The sequence below is a fragment of the Streptomyces sp. 8L genome (genome assembly GCF_020176795.1).
Taxonomy (GTDB): domain Bacteria; phylum Actinomycetota; class Actinomycetes; order Streptomycetales; family Streptomycetaceae; genus Streptomyces.
Genome location: NZ_JAIUKE010000126.1, coordinates 14,186 through 30,469, shown reverse-complemented (window position 1 = coordinate 30,469; position 16,284 = coordinate 14,186). Strand labels below are relative to the sequence as shown.

At 72.2% G+C, this 16,284-nt stretch carries 12 protein-coding genes and 4 pseudogenes; 12 read left to right on the top strand and 4 right to left on the bottom strand.

Annotated features, from left to right (window positions below):
* The 3 genes and pseudogenes from LCE31_RS12620 to LCE31_RS12610 form a co-directional block, all read left to right on the top strand.
* Positions 1 to 1,431 (top strand): annotated as a pseudogene (locus tag LCE31_RS12620) (hypothetical protein); the annotation flags it as partial.
* Between the two features lie 611 nt (positions 1,432 to 2,042).
* The gene (locus LCE31_RS12615) at positions 2,043 to 2,213 is read left to right on the top strand and encodes a hypothetical protein (protein WP_225014300.1); all 171 of its coding nucleotides are present in this window, start codon (positions 2,043 to 2,045) and stop codon (positions 2,211 to 2,213) included.
* On the top strand, positions 2,210 to 3,613 hold the full coding sequence (locus LCE31_RS12610; protein ID WP_225014299.1) for a sensor histidine kinase: 1,404 nt from the start codon (positions 2,210 to 2,212) through the stop codon (positions 3,611 to 3,613). Before LCE31_RS12615 ends, LCE31_RS12610 begins: the two co-directional genes overlap by 4 nt.
* A 57-nt stretch (positions 3,614 to 3,670) precedes the next feature.
* On the opposite strand, the gene LCE31_RS12605 is transcribed toward LCE31_RS12610, so the two are convergent.
* Complete coding sequence (locus tag LCE31_RS12605) at positions 3,671 to 4,804, bottom strand: FAD-dependent oxidoreductase (RefSeq protein WP_225014298.1); 1,134 nt, start codon at positions 4,802 to 4,804, stop codon at positions 3,671 to 3,673.
* A 121-nt stretch (positions 4,805 to 4,925) separates the two neighbouring features.
* Here LCE31_RS12605 and LCE31_RS41210 point away from each other — a divergent pair.
* The 3 genes and pseudogenes from LCE31_RS41210 to LCE31_RS12595 form a co-directional block, all read left to right on the top strand.
* A pseudogene (locus tag LCE31_RS41210) lies at positions 4,926 to 5,159 on the top strand (TetR family transcriptional regulator); the annotation flags it as partial.
* A gap of 222 nt (positions 5,160 to 5,381) precedes the next feature.
* A pseudogene (locus tag LCE31_RS12600) lies at positions 5,382 to 5,885 on the top strand (TetR/AcrR family transcriptional regulator C-terminal domain-containing protein); the annotation flags it as partial.
* Between the two features lie 9 nt (positions 5,886 to 5,894).
* Positions 5,895 to 6,521, top strand: coding sequence for a response regulator transcription factor (locus LCE31_RS12595; RefSeq protein ID WP_225014296.1), 627 nt, complete (start codon positions 5,895 to 5,897; stop codon positions 6,519 to 6,521).
* Positions 6,522 to 6,627: 106 nt separating this feature from the next.
* Here LCE31_RS12595 and LCE31_RS12590 read toward each other — a convergent pair whose 3' ends face one another.
* Positions 6,628 to 7,299 carry a TetR/AcrR family transcriptional regulator gene (locus LCE31_RS12590; protein ID WP_225014295.1) on the bottom strand — a complete coding sequence of 224 codons (672 nt, stop codon included), beginning with the start codon at positions 7,297 to 7,299 and terminating at the stop codon, positions 6,628 to 6,630.
* Between the two features lie 88 nt (positions 7,300 to 7,387).
* Between LCE31_RS12590 and LCE31_RS12585 the strand changes: the two genes are divergently transcribed.
* From LCE31_RS12585 to LCE31_RS12570, 4 genes and pseudogenes are all read left to right on the top strand, one after another.
* The gene (locus LCE31_RS12585; RefSeq protein ID WP_225014294.1) at positions 7,388 to 8,296 is read left to right on the top strand and encodes an alpha/beta fold hydrolase; all 909 of its coding nucleotides are present in this window, start codon (positions 7,388 to 7,390) and stop codon (positions 8,294 to 8,296) included.
* A 40-nt stretch (positions 8,297 to 8,336) separates the two neighbouring features.
* Positions 8,337 to 8,562, top strand: a pseudogene (locus LCE31_RS41515) (IS701 family transposase); the annotation flags it as partial.
* A gap of 253 nt (positions 8,563 to 8,815) precedes the next feature.
* Complete coding sequence (locus LCE31_RS12575; protein WP_225014293.1) at positions 8,816 to 9,358, top strand: RNA polymerase sigma factor; 543 nt, start codon at positions 8,816 to 8,818, stop codon at positions 9,356 to 9,358.
* Between the two features lie 12 nt (positions 9,359 to 9,370).
* A complete protein-coding gene (locus tag LCE31_RS12570; RefSeq protein ID WP_225014292.1) occupies positions 9,371 to 10,186 on the top strand; it encodes a hypothetical protein in 816 nt (271 codons plus the stop codon).
* A gap of 332 nt (positions 10,187 to 10,518) precedes the next feature.
* Here LCE31_RS12570 and LCE31_RS12565 read toward each other — a convergent pair whose 3' ends face one another.
* Positions 10,519 to 11,682 (bottom strand): epoxide hydrolase family protein, encoded by a 1,164-nt coding sequence (locus LCE31_RS12565; RefSeq protein ID WP_225014291.1) that lies wholly within the window; start codon positions 11,680 to 11,682, stop codon positions 10,519 to 10,521.
* Positions 11,683 to 11,802: 120 nt separating this feature from the next.
* Between LCE31_RS12565 and LCE31_RS12560 the strand changes: the two genes are divergently transcribed.
* Positions 11,803 to 12,402, top strand: coding sequence for a TetR/AcrR family transcriptional regulator (locus LCE31_RS12560; protein WP_225014290.1), 600 nt, complete (start codon positions 11,803 to 11,805; stop codon positions 12,400 to 12,402).
* Between the two features lie 110 nt (positions 12,403 to 12,512).
* Here the strand turns inward: LCE31_RS12560 and LCE31_RS12555 are convergent, their stop codons facing one another.
* Positions 12,513 to 14,132, bottom strand: coding sequence for an MFS transporter (locus LCE31_RS12555; RefSeq protein WP_225014289.1), 1,620 nt, complete (start codon positions 14,130 to 14,132; stop codon positions 12,513 to 12,515).
* A 280-nt stretch (positions 14,133 to 14,412) separates the two neighbouring features.
* Between LCE31_RS12555 and LCE31_RS12550 the strand changes: the two genes are divergently transcribed.
* Complete coding sequence (locus tag LCE31_RS12550) at positions 14,413 to 16,269, top strand: MFS transporter (protein ID WP_225014288.1); 1,857 nt, start codon at positions 14,413 to 14,415, stop codon at positions 16,267 to 16,269.
* The last annotated feature ends 15 nt before the right edge of the window (positions 16,270 to 16,284 follow it).

Sequence of the window (16,284 nt, the reverse complement as noted above, 5' to 3'; positions counted from 1 at the left end):
CGGGCCGCCCCCGCCCCCGCGCCCCGGCGCTTGCCGGCGGCCCGGCCGCTCCCGGCTCTGACCGTCGCGGCGGAGGGCGCCTACGCCGCGCGCCTGGCCCCTGCGCGCGCTCCCGGCGCGCCTGCCGGGGCGCCCGCCGTCTGGTTCCCGGAGCGCTGGACCCTGGAGGGGCCCGAGCCGTACGCCGTGCCGCTCCCCCTCGACCAGCCGGAGGAGCCGGACAGCCAGGTACAGCCGCTGGCCGACGGCCGCGTGCTCATCTGCCGCAAGGTCGCGGACAGGTACGCGTTCTCGCTGCTCTACCCGACCGGGCCCGGCACCGGTGAGGTGCCGCTCGGCGCCGTCGCGTGCCCGCGGCTCACCCTGCTGCCGCCCGTGCCGGGCGGGGATCTCGTCTACGCGCTGGCGCCCGGTGCCCACACCACCGCTCTCTGGCTGGTGGCGGGCGGGGCCTTCGGGCCCGAACTGGTCACGCAGGTGCCGGGCCGCTGCTCCGGCGGTGCCTGGCTGGACCGTACGGGGCGGCTCCTCGCGCTCGACCGGGAGGCCGGCGGCGTCGTGAAAGCCGTCGCCGTGGACCTGGGGCGCGGTGGCGAGTTGTCGCCCCTGCTCCAGATCGCCGAGGACAGCGACGACCGGCTGCTGATGGCCGACCCCGACAGCGGCCTGCTGCTCATCCGCTCGAACGCGCCGGGGCACGACAGGGTCGGCTGGGGCGTGCTCGGCAGCATGCGGCCGGTGCGCTTCCCGGAGTGCCTGCGACTCGGGGGCCGGGTCGTCACACCGTTCGCGGTGCAGCCGGGGCAGGCGCTCACACCGGAGACGTGCGCGGTGGCCTTCCGGGTCGACGGGGCGGGCGGTACGTGCCTCGGTGTGTGGCGGCCCGCGGGGCGGCGGCTGCACTTGCTGCCCCCGCCGCCCGGCTGGCTGGCCGGGGCCGGGCTGTGGACCGCGGAGGGTGTACTCAGGCTGCCGTACGCGACCGCCGCCGCACCGTGCGCGGTGGCGGAACTGCCCGCCCCACAGGACACGCCCCGGGACACGCCCCGTGACAACCCCCGGGACGATCCCCGGAACAGACCGCAGGACAGCCCATGGGACAGCTCACGGGACACACTTCGGCACACACCGCGCCGCACCCCCCAGGAGGCGGCGCGGGAGGACTCGGCGGGCGAGGCGGACGCGGGCGGCGCCGGGGAAAGCGGAGCCGGGGTCGACACGCCGGTTTCGGCCAGGGAGACCGATGTCACAACAGCCCCCTGCGGCCCCACCGGCGCTCCCCTCTCCGCAACCCGCGCGCCGAACGGGGAACCACACGGGACGGAACACGGTCCTTCCCCGTACAGACCGGTTCCCCTGCAACAGGCGCCCCTCCGGCAACAGGGGGCGGTGGGGCGGGCGTCGACCAGTGGCCAAGGCGCACATGGCTAGAATTCGACCGGGGTCACGCGGTCGTACCGACCGGACACCATCGGTAGCCGCGCCGTGGGTGCGGTCGTCGGGGTGCGCGGTAGTCGCGGACCGAGCGGAGCCCTGAGCCACCACAAGCAGCGACCACAACGGGGTGACTTCCCACCATGTCCGAAACCCGAAACCGCACCGCCGAGGAGCGTCCGCAGTCCGGGACCGCCGATCAGGGTGAAGCCGGGAGCCACGCAAAGCACCGCGGGGGCGCGGCGTCCGGCGACGAATCGGCGTCGCAGGCGCACGGCAAACACCGTCGTCCGGTGAAGACCACGGTCTGACGCCGGGCGCCGCGGGTCCGACGACCGGCGGGCCGGCCCCGGCCTCAGACGATCAGCCGGACTGACAGCCGGCCGCCGGACGAACAGCCGGGCGGCCGGACGAACAGGGACGACGCGGAGGGGCCGTCTCCGGCAGTGCTGCGGCAGTGCCGGGGCCCCCCCCTTCCGCATGCCGTGAGCCGTGAGCCCTGAGCCGTGAGCCGTGAGCCGTGAGCCGTGAGCCGTGACATTTGTACTGGCCGTTTGATGGACATTCGCATCTGCCGCGGGCGCCGGGCGCCCCGTAGCGTCGAGTGCATGAGATGGACGGAGTTCACACCGGCGAACCGGTTCGCGTCGCTCGGCCGGTCCACGGCGTCCGGTTCCGCCCCCGGCGCCAAGGCGGTGGCCGTGTTGCCGGGGTGGCTCGCGGTGTGCGCTACGTACGCTCTGATCTCCTATCGCAGGTCTGCGAGGACGACGACATGACGAAGGACCGGAAGCGGCGGGAGCCGCTGATCCTGCGGGACTTCCCGGTTCCGCCGTTTCCCGCGCTGCCCCGGATGCTCAGGGAACGGCGGCGGGAGCAGCCGACGGAACGTACGGGGTACGAAGGCGGCGCGGGGTACGACGGTGGCGCGGGAGAGGCCGTGTCGGGGGACGCGGGGGCCTTCCGAGCGGACGCGGCCAGGTGCGGGCGGGCCGCCCGCAGGCCCGGCCCGCCCGGCGGCTTCGCCATGGTGCCGTGGCTGCTGCTCGGCCTCGGCTCGTTCTCCAACATCGTGCAGGGCAAGACACCTGACCCGTGGATCGGCGGGATCGGCCTGTTCCTCTTCAACAGCCTCTACGTGTCGGTCGTGTTCCGTTCCTTCGTGCCGGAGAAGCGCGCACGGCCCGAGATCCGCTGGATGATCGTGCTGATGGGCCTGATCACGTTCGGGCTCGCCGGGTTCTACGGCGGTTCGTGGCTGCTGTTCCTGCCGTTGTTCGGGCTGGCCTGCGGCGCGGTGCTGCGCGGCAGGGCGCTCGGGTGGGGAGCGGTGGTGCTGGGCTGCGCGGCGGCCGGCATCGCCTCGTACCACGACGGGTGGGGCGCGGTCGCCATCGCGTACGGGACGGCGATCTCCATGATGGTGACGGCGGCGATCCTGACCCTGTCGGAGACCGTGGTGCAGCTGAGGGCGACGCGCCAGGAACTGGCCCGCTCCGCGGTGGAGCAGGAGCGGCTGCGGTTCTCGCGCGACCTGCACGACCTGCTGGGCCACACGCTGTCGGTGATCGTGGTCAAGGCGGAGGCGGCGCGCAGGCTGGCACCGGTCCGGCTGGACGACGCGCTGACCCAGGTCGGGGACATCGAGTCGGTGGGCAGGCAGGCGCTGGCCGAGGTGCGGGAGGCGGTGACGGGGTACCGCGAGGGCTCACTCGCGAACGACCTGGACCGGGCGCGGTCCGCGCTGGCCGCCGCGGGCGTCGAGACGGTCGTACGGCAGTCGGGCCGGCCGCTGGAGCCTCAGACGGAGGCGCTGCTCGGCTGGGTGGTGCGGGAGGCCGTGACGAATGTGGTGCGGCACAGCGGGGCGGCGCACTGCGAGATCGTGGTGTCCGCCTCCGGGCAGCGGGTACGGGTGACGGTCGCGGACGACGGCGTGGGCGTGCACCCGGATCTGGTGAAGTCGTCGACCGGTACGGGCCTGAAGGGTCTGCGCGAACGGCTCGCGGCGGCGGGCGGCTCCCTGGCGAGCGAGCGGACTGCGCCGGGCTTCCGGGTGACGGCCGAGCTGCCCGCGGACCCCGGCGGCGGACCCGCGTCCGACGCCGCCACCGGGGACCGCACGCCCCGGTGGCGCATCGGGCGCCGGTTCGCGGAGGAGGCCGATCCCGGCCACTGAACCCGGTCCCGGTGGCGCCGGCGCCCTTGGCGGCCCTGGGCCCGCACGGCGTGTGGCCTACTCGGGCCGTCCGTGTCCTGTGAACATGTCGATCAGGCTCCGGGGGGTGTCCTGGCCGAACATGAGCTCGTGGAGGTGGGTGGCCTCGACGGCCTCCGCGCCGCCGCGGGAGAACATGGCCCGCTCGTAGTCGGTGAGCGCCGCCTCGGTGTCGCCCGGGCGGGCGGCGAGGGCCTCGCCGAGTTCGGCACCGTCGTACATGGCGAGGTTGGCCCCCTCGCCGGACGGAATCATCAGGTGGGCGGCGTCGCCGAGCAGGGTCACTCCCGGCACCCGGTCCCAACGGTGCTTGTCGGGAAGGGCGTTGAGCGGTCGCAGGACCGGCGGGGTGTCGGCGTCGGTGATCAGCGCGGTGAGTTCAGGCGCCCAGCCGGCGAACTCCTCGGCGATCCGTCCGGCCGCCGCCGCGGGGTCGGTGAAGTCGATCGCCGCGAACCAGTCCCGGGTCCTGCGGAGCGCCACGTAGGTGTGGAGTGTGTCGCCGCGCTCGCGGTGGGCCTGGATGCCCTTCCCCGGCGCGAGCGAGCAGAGGGCCCCGCCACCGACGGCGCGGGAAGCGGCGGGGTGGCGGGTGTCGGCGTCGTACAGATAGGTCTCCACGAACGACATGCCGGTGTACTCGGGTGTCGCGTCCGAGAGCAGCGGCCGTACCCGGGACCACGCGCCGTCCGCGCCGACCAGCAGCCCGGTGGTGACGGTGGTGCCGTCGGCGAAGGTCACCTCGTGGCTGCCGTCACCGAGGGTACGGGTGGCGCTGACCTTGTGGTTCCAGCGGACGGTGCCGGCCGGGAGCGAGTCGATCAGCATCCGGCGCAGCTCACCGCGCTGCACCTCGGGGCGGCCGCCCGTACCGTCGTCGGGCTGGTCCAGTAGGACGGTCCCGTCCGTGGCGAGGACGCGCATCGCCTCACGGCCCTCCAGGACGAGGCCGCGGAACTCGTCTGTCAGGCCCGCCGCCTCCAGCGCCCGTAGGCCGTTGTTCTCGTGGATGTCGAGCAGCCCGCCCTGTGCGCGGGAGGACGGGGAGGGCTCGGCCTCGTAGACGGTGGCGCGCACGCCGTGGACGTGCAGGACGCGGGCGAGCGTGAGGCCGCCGAGTCCGGCGCCGATGATCGTGACGGGGGTACGCATGGTGGGCTCCTTCGGGTCCGAGTCCGCCCGGTGACGCCCGGCCGTTCTCTGGTATGCCGTTCCATTCTGGTATGACGTTCCAATGTTGGAACAGCGCTCCAGGCATGTCAAGATGGGCCGTATGGCAACGCGGACGCGCCGGTCACAGCGGCGTACGGAGGCACTCTCCAGGGAGCGCATCGTCGAGGCCGCCGTCGAGCTGCTCGACACGGCGGGCGAGGGCGGGCTGACGTTCCGGGCGCTCACCGAGCGCCTCGCCACCGGGCCCGGCGCGATCTACTGGCATGTGGCGAACAAGAGCGAGCTGCTGGGCGCGGTCACCGACGCGGTCGTCGCTGACGCTCTGGGCTCGGCTCCGGACTCGGTTCGGGACTCGGTTCCAGCCGCCACTCCGGGTTCTGCCCCGGGCTCCGGTCCGGGTTCCGCTCCGGACTCCGCTCCGGACTCCGGTCCGGACTCCGCTCCCGCAGGCGGCACGGCCACCGGCCCCGCCACCGCCACGGGCACCGGCCCCGCCACCGTCGATGACGGCGCCGCCTACCCCGCAGACACCCCGGCGGCTGCTTCAGACATCGACCCCGCAGGGTCCCCGGACTCGCCGCGGCAGCGGGTCCGGGCCGTCGCTCTCGGCCTGTTCGACGCGATCGACGCACACCCGTGGCTCGCCACGCAGCTCACCGCGCAGTTCGCCGGCAACCCCCGGGGGCCGGTGCCACCGCGGATCTTCGAGAGCGTCGGGCGCCAGGTCCAGGCGCTCGGCGTGCCCGAGGCCGGCTGGTTCACCGCCACCTCGCTGCTGGTGCACTACATCCTCGGCGCCGCCGCCCAGAACGCGGTGAACTCCGCGATCGGGCGCGATCTCCCGCCCGGCATGGACCGCGGCGCGTTCCTCGACTCCGTATCGACGAGCTGGGAAGAACTGGAACCCGACGCCTATCCGTTCACCCGTGCCGTCGCGAACCAGCTGCGCGACCACGACGACCGTGAGCAGTTCCTCGCCGGGATCGATCTCGTCCTCGCCGGCATCACCGCTCTCCACCTGCCCGCCCGACCGGCCGGACAGCGCGAGGGCGCCCTCTAACCTGGGCGCATGACGGAGACCGCAGGGCGGCGTGTGCGCATCCTCCTCGCCGAGGACCAGGGCATGATGCGGGGCGCGCTCGCCCTGCTGCTCGGCATGGAGGACGATCTGGAGATCGTCGCCCAGGTCGGCACCGGGGACGCGATCGTGCCCGAGGCGCTGACGGCGCGGCCCGACGTGGCGCTGCTCGACATCGAACTGCCGGGCCGCAGTGGGCTCGACGCCGCCGCCGAGCTGCGCGAGCGGCTGCCAGAGTGCCGGGTGCTGATCCTCACCACGTTCGGCAGGCCCGGTTATCTGCGCCGCGCCATGGAGGCGGGCGCGGCGGGATTCCTCGTCAAGGACGGCCCCGTGGAGGGGCTGGCCGGTTCGATCCGGCGGGTGCTAGGGGGCGAGACCGTGATCGACCCGGGCCTCGCCGCCGCCGCGCTGAGCGCGGGCCCCAGTCCGCTGACGGCCCGCGAGCGCGACGCGCTGAACGCGGCGGCCGACGGTGCGACCGTCGCGGACATCGCGGGGCGGCTGCACCTGTCCGAGTCGACGGTGCGCAACTACCTGTCGTCCGCGATCGGCAAGACCGGCACCCGCAACCGCATGGAGGCGGTACGCGCCGCCCGCCGGCAGGGCTGGCTCTAAAGCGTCTTGCAGAAGACCGCGAAGCGGGCATTTTCCGTGATGCGTGGGGTGTCGAGACCGCGGTCGACACCGGCACCGTCGCTTGCGTGTTGGGGCTGTGGTGGCGTCAGCCCAGTACTCCGGTCAGAGCGCGTGTGAGGACGGTGGCGAAGCGGTCGCCGGAGGGGTGTTCGGCCTGGGTGGCGGCGAGCAGGGCGGAGATGCGGGGGTGGGTGCCTGCGGTGGCCACGTGGCTCAGGTAGGCGGACTGGCGCTGGGCGTCGGGGTCGGCTGCGGCCAGTTCGTTCTGGACGAACAGTGCGGTCAGAGCGTTCAGTACGGCGAATGCCTCGAGTTTGCGGGCGGGCTCGGCCGGATGGCCGGCCAGTACGTCGAGCAGGTGCTCAAGCAGGTCGGTCCCGTGCGGGCCGAGGGCGGGACGCGTGACGACCAGGATCGGCAGCCAGGGGTGGCGCCGCATGATCTGCCGGGCCTGGAGGGCGATTTCCAGAAGGTCCGCCTGCCAGTCGTCGCTCGGGGCGGGCAGGCGGTATTCGCCGGCGGTGCTGTCGATCATCAGGTCGAGCAGGTCGTCGCGGGTGGCCACGTAGCGGTAGAGCGAGGCAGCACCCGTGCCCAGGGCTCCGGCGAGGCGGCGCATGGAGACGGCGTCCAGGCCCTCCCGGTCGGCCAGTTCCACCGCAGCGGCGGTGATTTCGGCGCGGCTGCGCTCCGCCGGGCGTCCGACCGGTGCCTGCTCCGGCCGCAACCAGATCACCGGTTCCCGCTGTCCTGCCACTGCCACCTCCCGCGTTGCCGCCACCCTACCCTTCCAAGTACAGTGTTCGCGAACAGTGTTTGCGAACGATGAGATGAAAGGAGTCGCCATGCCGCACTTCGCGCACAACGACGGAATCCAGATCGCCTTCGAAGACCTCGGCGGAACCGGCGGCGACCCACTGCTACTGGTCATGGGACTGGGAACGTCACGGTTCTGGTGGCCGGAAGGACTGGTCAACGACCTCGTGCACCGCGGCTTCCACGTCGTGGCCTACGACCAGCGCGACGCCGGTCAGTCCACGCACCTGCCCGACCAGCCCGTGGGCCCGCCGGCCGCAGCCCTCCTGCGCCACACGCCCCCCGCCTACAGCGGTGAGGACCTGGCCGACGACGCGGTCGCCGTCCTCGACGCCCTCGGCTGGGAGCGCGCACACCTCTTCGGCCACTCCATGGGCGGCCTCGTCGTCCAGCGCATCGCGATCCGCCATCCACACCGCGTACACACCCTCACCACCTCCGCAGCCGTCCCCAGCGACGCGAAAGGACTGAGTGTCCTGCGCTACCTGCGCCTGGCACCCCTGGCCCGCTTCACCAGGCTGCATCACCCCCAGACCCCCCAGGGCAACATCGACCTGGCCCTGGCCGTCGCCCGCATCCTGGCCGCACCTGGCCAGCACATCGACGAGCACGACGTGCGCGAGTTCGTGGACAAAGAAGCCGCACACCAGGTCACCAGCTTCCGCGACCAGAAGGCACAGAGCCGCCAGATCGGCGCGAAGTGGCACGGCGGCCCACTCGCCAGAATCACCGCACCGACCCTGGTACTGCACGGAGAACAAGACCCGCTACTGCGCGTATCGGCCGCACGCCACATCGCCGCCGCCATCCCCCACGCCCGCCTGCGGACCCTGCCGGGCGCCGGACACCTCCTCCTCCGCGACGTCTGGACCACCTACACAGACGAACTGCGCACACTCGCCGACCGCATCGACAGCCAGCCGCCCATCGGTCTGTGAAGACTGAAACTCACGCGGTAGCCCCCCGAGCACAACATGGATCGATCCTGTCCGCCGGCAGGAGGCGTTCGAGGTCCAGACGGGCCGCATAGTGGGCCGGTTCGCGCGGGCCGAGCCCCCGGCGCCGGGTGAAGAACCCGGTGCTGGGGCCGCTGTCGGACCTGCCGCACAAGAACTGCCGGCCGATCCCGGAGTGGGCCGGAAAGACGAGTCCGGACGGCATGCAGCACCTGCTCGGCCGGGCCAAGTGGGACGCCGACGCCGTCTTCGCGACCAAGCCGGGGCCGACGCCAAGGGGCACCGCTTCTACGACTGGGCCGTCATCGACGAAGATCACGATCTACGGCTGGAGTACTGGGCACGCGATCCGCTCCCGCCGTTCCGCAGATCCCGAAATGGGTTTCTTTCGTACAGGTTTGCCGCGCGGTCGTCGCAGGAGGCCTCAGAACTCGCTCACTTGGACCTGTTGCACTTGTGGCGGTGGTGGACATGTAGGGGCAGGCGCTACGGAAGGAAACCATGCCCATCGATACAGAGGCCCAGTTCACGGAACTGTACCGGGCCAACTACGAGGACGTGCTGCGGTTCGTGCGCCGCCGTGCCCACCCGATGAACGTCGACGACATCGTGGGAGAGACATTCCTCGCTGCCTGGCGTCGCCGCCGCGAGATTCCCGAAAATCCGCGGCCCTGGCTGTTCGGCGCCGCACGCAACGTGATGCTGAATGCGGACCGGAGCATGCGCCGGCAGTCCGCACTCGTGGTTCATATCCAGCTGGCCGCCGAGGCCGGCGGGCACGAACCCGCGGTCGACGCGACAGCACGGGTGGACAGTCGCATCGATCTCGTTTCCGCCTGGCAGTCACTCACCCCGGCCGACGGGGAAGTTCTCGCACTGCACGTCTGGGAGGGGCTCAACGCACGGGACGCGGCCACGGTCCTCGGCTGCACCCGCGCGGCCTACGCCATGCGCCTCACGCGCGCCAAGCGGCGCCTCGCCAGCCGTCTCAACCCCACCGCCCCCGCCGTCCCCGGCGCGCCCGCTCTCTCGCCGACGCGCTGACAGGAGTCCCTCATGAAGCATGACCTTCTCTCCCGTCTCACCGAGCTCGACGCCGCACCGCGCGGTGAACTTTCCGCTGCGGAGCTCGACCGTAAGGAACGGCTGCTGCGGACCGTTCTGAGCGACACCAGGCCGCCCAGCAGGTCGGTCGTCGCCTTTTTCCGCCGCCCGCTCGTGCGTCGCGCCGCGTACACGATGGCCGGCGCACTCGCCGCAGGCGGTGTTTTCCTCGCCGTGACCGCCGATCCGTCGGGGCAGAGCGGTACGGCTGTCAGGGCCGATCCGCCCGGGCAAAGCCGTCCCGAAGCCCTGTCGGCGGCGGACATCGCCACGTGGACCGCCACCAGTAAGTCGAACGATCCAGGTCCTTCTTTCGGCTGGTGCCTCGACCAGGCGGGCGGGCAGGCCTTCGTCACCAACTGGGACCGTCGTGGGTCCACCACCTCCGTAATCGTCACGAATCACGGCCGTGCGAAGTACTGCCTCGCCGGTTCGGCGGACGGATCGGGCGTCGCGGTGGCCATCCGTCCGCCCGCCGCGGTCCCCGCAGACGGAGTCACGCTGGATACGCGGGGCTCCCGGGGCAGCGGCCCGGCTCGGTTCGACTACGCGGTCGGCTCAATGGGCTCCGACGTGAAGGCGATCGTGGTGCGCGATCACGGGCGCACCGTCCACGCCACGGTGGAACAGATCCACTCACTCCCGTACGGCAGGTGGACCGCTTGGTGGCCGGACAACGACTCCCACAACCAGCTGACCGGCACCCTCACTCTCACCTTCACCAATGGCACGACTCGGACCGTCAGCACAGACTCACTGACGAAGTAACCGGGAGATACGCCGACAAGCGGCAACCGCGGCCCTGGCTGACTCGCTGGGACCGACGCCGGCTTGGTGCACGATGCGACCCGAATGTTCCTCCGCCTCCAGGCTGAACGGCATCGACACCCGCCTCGTCGCCCCTATGCACAACCTCGCCCTCGCCCTCGCCGCATAACCAGGCACGCCCTGAAACCGGCGCGACTTCGCAGCTCACGAAGCGTTCCCGAGTTCGCGCGTCGGCGTCACGAACCGTCCGCGCCAGGAACGGTCGGCGCCAGGAACCGTCCGCGCCAGGAACCGTCCGCGCCAGGAACCGTCCGCCGCAGGAACCGTCCGCGTCAGGAGCGGAGGGGGCGCAGGCCGGTGCGGATCTCGTCTACCAGGATCTCGGGCTGTTCCAAGGCCGCGAAGTGCCCGCCCCTGGCGGCCTCGCCGTAGTGGATGAGATTGCTGTAGGTGTCTTCGATCCAGCTGCGCGGCAGGCGTGGGACGTCGCCAGGGAAGACGGTCACCGCGACCGGAAGCGTCAGCTTCGGGCCGGCGACTGTGGCGGACTTGTTCTCCCAGTAGATGCGGGCGGACGACGCCGCGCTGTTGGTGAACCAGTAGAGGGATATGGCGTCGAGCATGTCGTCCCTGCTGAGGACGTCTTCTGCCAGCCCGTGGTTGTCGGTCTTGGACTGGAACTTCTCGTAGATCCAGGCCGCCTGGCCGGCCGGGGAGTCCGCAAGCGCGAAGCCGACCGTCTCCGGCTTCGTGCCCTGGAGGTGGTTCGATCCACCGAGATCGCCGGTGTAGAGGGCGAGGGTCTCGACGGCGTGGCGCTGTTCCGGCGACAGGGTGTCGGGTATCCGCGCGGGGAAGGCGTACTGCGTGTTCAGGTGGATTCCGAGAAGCCCCTCAGGCCGCATCTCCCCGAGGGCGGTCGTGACGACGGCACCCCAATCGCCGCCCTGCGCGGCCCATTTCGTGTAGCCGAGACGCTTCATAAGCTCCACCCACGCGCCGGCGACGCGCGACACGTCCCACCCGGTCTCCGTGGGCTTCTGGGAGAACCCGAATCCGGGCAGCGACGGGATCACGACGTGGAACGCATCGGCGGCGCGTCCCGCGAACGAGACCGGATCGGTCAGCGGGCCGATCAGCTTCAGGAAGTCGACGACCGAGCCCGGCCATCCGTGCGTGAGGATCAGCGGCATCGCGTCGGGGTTCTTGGACCTGACGTGGATGAAGTGGATGTCAAGACCGTCGATCTCGGTGAGGAACTGGGGGAAGCGATTGAGCGCGGACTCGAAGCGCCGCCAGTCGTAGCCGTGCTCCCAGTAGTCGACCAGCGATCTGGCGTTCTCCACGCGGACGCCCTGCGACCAGTCTCCCACCGTCTCCGGATCGGGCCACCGCGTTCGGGCCAGTCGCCGCTTCACGTCGTCGATCTCGGAATCCGGGATCGAGACGGTGAACGGGCGGACGAGGGCCGGGGCCCCCGGCGTCGGTGCGGTCATTGTCTTCTTCTCTTCTCCTGAGCTTCGCGGCACGGCGGAACCCCCATTGCACATCGGTGTGCACGTTGCACACTGATGTGCAAGCTACTCCATTGCACGCCGGTGTGCAATGATGGCGTCGTGCCCACCGAGTCCTCCCGCGCCCGCTCGACGAACGAGACACGCGATCGCATCCTCGATGTCGCCCTCGATGTACTGGGCGAGAATCCCGACGCCGGAATGGGCGACGTCGCCGCCGCCGCCGGCGTGGTCCGCCGCACGGTCTACGGCCATTTCCCCTCGCGCCTGGACCTGGTCCTGACCCTCACGGAACGGGCCGTCGGCGAGATGACGGCGGTGCTCACCGAGGTCGACGCCGCCGGCGCGGAGGCGGACGCGGCGTGGGTCGAATTCATCGCCCGCGTCTGGCCGGTGGCGCACCGGTACCGCGTGCTGCTGGCGCTGCGCAGGGGCGAGTACGGCGAGGCCATCCACGGCCTGCTCGGGCCGGTCGACGAGCTCCTCGCCGGCCTCGTGGAACGGGGCCAGGACAGCGACGTGTTCGCGCACCACCTGCCGGCGGGCATCCTGAGCCAGGTCGCCTACGGCGTCGTGGTCGCCATCGCGGACAGCGAGATGGCGAACGGGGCCTCCGGAGCCCGGGCGGCGACGGTCACGAGCCTGCTGATGCTGGGCGTTCCCGAGGCGCGCGCGACCGCTCTCGCGGCCGGCCGGCCCTGACCCGGACACTCGGGCGGAGCCGCGGATCGCCCTGACCGATGACACGGCACGGAAGGAGTCCGGCCGTGGTCTCAGACCTCTCAAGGCGCTCTAAGACCTCTCAAGGCGCTCTAAGACCCTCCCAGGACCGAACCGCCGGCAGTGCGCCGCGGTGGGCGGCGGGGAAGCCAGACGAGCATCAGCAGGACGCCCGCCACCGCGACCCCGCACCCGATCCTGAACGAGAGCGCGTAGCCGGCGGTCAGCGCGACCGGGTCCGTGCCGCCGCCGCCGCGCGAGGCCGCCGCGGTGGACAGTACGGCGAGTCCGAGCGCGCCGCCCATCGTCCGCGCGGTGTTGACGACGCCCGACACCAGGCCCGCGTCCTCCGGGTCGGCGCCGCCCGTGGCGAGCGCGGCGAGCGGCGTGGTCGCCATGCCGAGGCCGATCATGACGAGGACGCCGGGGCCCAGGATCGACGTCGCGAAGCCGCCGTGCGCGCTGAACCGGGACTGCCAGGCGAACCCGGCCGCGGCGACGGTCCCGCCGAGGACGGCCACGGTACGGGGGCCGATCCGGTGCATCAGCGCGGGCGCGGCCTTCGAGCCGAGCACGATACTCAGTGAGCTGGGCACGAGCGCCAGCCCCGCCTCGAACGGCGTGTAGTGCAGCACGTTCTGCGCGTAGACCGTCATGAAGAACCAGGTGGCGAAGCTCGTGGCGCCGAAGACGAACATCGCCGCGTTCGCCGCCGCGACCGCGCGCGTCCTGAACACCTTCAGCGGCATCAGCGGCTCGCGGGTACGCGCCTCAAGCACCAGGAAGGCGGCCAGCAGGGCGAGTCCGCCCGCGAGCGGTACGAGGGTCGCCGCGGCGCCCCAGCCGCTGCGCTCCGTCTGGACGATCCCGTACGAGAGGACCGCGAGCCCCGCCGTCACCAGCACGGCACCTGGCAGGTCGAGGCGCCTGCCCCGGCCGCCCCTGCGCTCGGCGAGCCACAGCGCGCCGCTCGCCAGCACGAGCGCGCCCACGGGCACATTGATGAGCAGGACCCATCGCCACGACAGCAGGTCGGTGAGCGTCCCGCCGACCAGACCGCCCGCCGCGCCGCCCGCCGCGCCCACGGCCGCCCAGGTGCCCACGGCCCGCACCCGCGCGGGGCCCGCGGGGACCGCTGAGGTCAGCAGGGTGAGCGTGGCGGGCGCGAGGACCGCGGCGCCGAGGCCCTGGACCGCCCGTGCGGCGAGGAGTTGCCAGCTCTGCTGGGCGAGGCCGCCCGCGAGGGACGCCGCCGTGAACACCGCGAGGCCCAGCAGGAACGTCCGCTTCTGGCCGAAGAGGTCGGCTGCCCTGCCGCCGAGCAGCATGAATCCGGCGAAGGCGATCGAGTAGGCGTTGAGCACCCACTGGAGGCCGCCCTCGCTCATCCCGAGGTCCGTACGCATCGACGGCAGCGCGACGTTGACCACGGACACATCGAGGACGACGAGGAACTGCCCGGCGCACGCGATGAGGACCACCGCCCAGGTGGGCAGGGCGCGTAGGCGTCTCGGAGGCCGGTGCTCCTCGTCGTCCCGGTGTCGTCGCCGCTGCTGGAACGGCTGGTTCTCCCGGTGCGGCCGGTTCTTCCCGGGCGGCAGGTCCTCTCGGTGTGACTGGTGCCGCTGGTGCGCCGGGTGCTGCTGGTCCTGTGGTGTGTCCCGTACGGGCGAGGGTTCCCGCGCGGGTGGCTCCGAGGGCGTGGTCGTCATTGCGTCATGCTCGCAGCGCGGCATCACCCCTGACATCCGATTAACGGACCAACGAGCCGGGGTCCTTGGTCCTACGCCCCTCACGCCCCCTCGCCCGTCGGAATAGCTGATGAGCGGAGAAGCGTTCACACGGCACGCGGGGACCGGCCACGGGGGGCCGCCCGGCAGCGGCCGAGGGACACGCGGCCGGCGGCCGGCGCTCCCGGTCCGCCTCTCTCCGGCCGCTCAACGCACCACGTCCGTAAGGCCGTTCCCTTCCTGCCCCATGGAGGCAGCACACATGCCGCAGACGACGACCGATCATGACGCCGGAGCGCTCCCGCCGGATGCCGGCGAGCGCCGCTCGGGCGCGGTGGTACCCGTCCTCGCCTTCGCCGGCATCACCGTCGCGGTGGTGCAGACCCTGCTCGTCCCCGTCATCAAGGACCTGCCCACCCTGCTGCACACAGCGCCCTCGAACGCCGCCTGGGTGCTGACGGCGACGCTGCTCGCCGGCGCCGTCGCGACTCCGATCATGGGGCGGCTCGGCGATCTCCACGGCAAGCGGCGCATGCTGCTCGCGAGCCTCGCGGTCATGGTGGCCGGCTCGCTGGTGTGCGCCTTCACCGACAACCTGCTGATCATGATCGCCGGCAGGGCGCTCCAGGGCTTCGCGATGGGCGCGATACCTCTCGGCATCGGCATCATGCGCGACGAGGTGCCGCGCGAGAGGCTCGGCTCCGCGATGGCGCTGATGAGTTCGTCCATCGGCGTCGGCGGCGGCCTCGCCCTGCCCGCCGCCGCGCTCGTCGCGCAGAACGCGGACTGGCACGCCCTGTTCTTCGGCTCCGCCGGGCTCGGCGTCCTGTCGATGGTGCTGACGCTCGTGGCCGTGCCGGAGTCCGCGCTGCGCGCGCCGGGCCGCTTCGACAAGACGGGCGCGTTCGGCCTGTCCGGGGGTCTCGTGGCGCTGCTCCTGCCCATCACGAAGGGCAGCGACTGGGGCTGGGCCTCGCCCACCACGCTCGGTCTGTTCGGGGGCGCCGTGGTGATCCTGGTGGCCTGGGGCTGGTGGGAGCTGCGTTCGGCCGCCCCGCTGGTGGATCTGCGCACCACGGCGCGGCGCGAGGTGCTGCTGACCAACCTCGCGTCCGTGATGGTCGGTGTCGCGTTCTACGCGATCTCGCTGGTGCTGCCGCAGTTGCTGCAACTGCCTGCGTCGACCGGTTACGGGCTCGGGCGGTCCATGGTGGTGGCGGGACTGTGCGTGGCACCGCTCGGCCTGACGATGATGCTGACGGCACCGCTGTACGCGCGGATCGCCGCCCGGCGCGGCCCGAGAGTCTCCCTGATCCTCGGCATGGTGGTCATCGCGATCGGGTACGGCGGCGGACTCGGCCTGATGAGCGCGCCGTGGCAGACCGTCATCATCTCGGTGATCGTGGGCGCGGGCATCGGGCTCGCGTACTCCTCGCTCCCGGCGCTCATCGTCGGCGCGGTCGACGCGTCGGAGACGGGCGCGGCCAACGGCCTGAACACACTGATGCGTTCGATCGGCACGTCGGTGTCGAGCGCGGTCATCGGCATGGTGCTCGCCCGCACGTCGGCCGTCTCGGGCGGGGTCGCGCTGCCGACGATGCACGGCTTCCGGATCTCCTTCGCCATCGCGACGGCCGCGGTGCTGGGCGGGCTCGTGCTCGCCTTCTTCCTGCCCTCGCAGCGGGCTGCGCGCGCGGCGGAGCGGCCGGACCCGGGCACGTACACGAACGAGGACGCGGACGCGCGTACCGGCACCGGGCAGGACAACGGACAGAGCGTGGGAGCCGGCACCGGCACCGCGGGCGGGCACACCACGCTGCTCGCCACGTCGGGCGGGTTTCGCGGACGGGTGACCGGGGCCGACGGCCTCGCGGTCGCGCGCGCCACGATCACACTGATCGACCGCAGGGGCGCCCAGGCGGGCCGCGCCGTCGCCGACGAGGACGGGTACTACGACCTCGTGCCGCCGCGCGCGGGCGACTTCGTGCTCGCGGGGTCGGCTGCGGGCCACGGCTCGCAGGCGTGCTCCGCCGAGTATCCGGGGGACGGCGTACCGGTCGAGGTGGACCTCGTCCTGCCGGCGCCGCGACCGGCGGTGCGCGAGGCCGGCTCGGCCTGACCGGGCAGCCGTACG

Bases quoted from the DNA above. Each gene is read 5' to 3' on its own strand.
- LCE31_RS12570 (WP_225014292.1), top strand. From the start codon at position 9,371: ATGAAGCATGACCTTCTCTCCCGTCTCACCGAGCTCGACGCCGCACCG.
- LCE31_RS12585 (WP_225014294.1), top strand. From the start codon at position 7,388: ATGCCGCACTTCGCGCACAACGACGGAATCCAGATCGCCTTCGAAGAC.
- LCE31_RS12575 (WP_225014293.1), top strand. From the start codon at position 8,816: ATGCCCATCGATACAGAGGCCCAGTTCACGGAACTGTACCGGGCCAAC.
- LCE31_RS12565 (WP_225014291.1), bottom strand. From the start codon at position 11,682: ATGACCGCACCGACGCCGGGGGCCCCGGCCCTCGTCCGCCCGTTCACC.
- LCE31_RS12605 (WP_225014298.1), bottom strand. From the start codon at position 4,804: ATGCGTACCCCCGTCACGATCATCGGCGCCGGACTCGGCGGCCTCACG.
- LCE31_RS12555 (WP_225014289.1), bottom strand. From the start codon at position 14,132: ATGACGACCACGCCCTCGGAGCCACCCGCGCGGGAACCCTCGCCCGTA.
- LCE31_RS12550 (WP_225014288.1), top strand. From the start codon at position 14,413: ATGCCGCAGACGACGACCGATCATGACGCCGGAGCGCTCCCGCCGGAT.
- LCE31_RS12595 (WP_225014296.1), top strand. From the start codon at position 5,895: ATGACGGAGACCGCAGGGCGGCGTGTGCGCATCCTCCTCGCCGAGGAC.
- LCE31_RS12610 (WP_225014299.1), top strand. From the start codon at position 2,210: ATGACGAAGGACCGGAAGCGGCGGGAGCCGCTGATCCTGCGGGACTTC.
- LCE31_RS12615 (WP_225014300.1), top strand. From the start codon at position 2,043: ATGAGATGGACGGAGTTCACACCGGCGAACCGGTTCGCGTCGCTCGGC.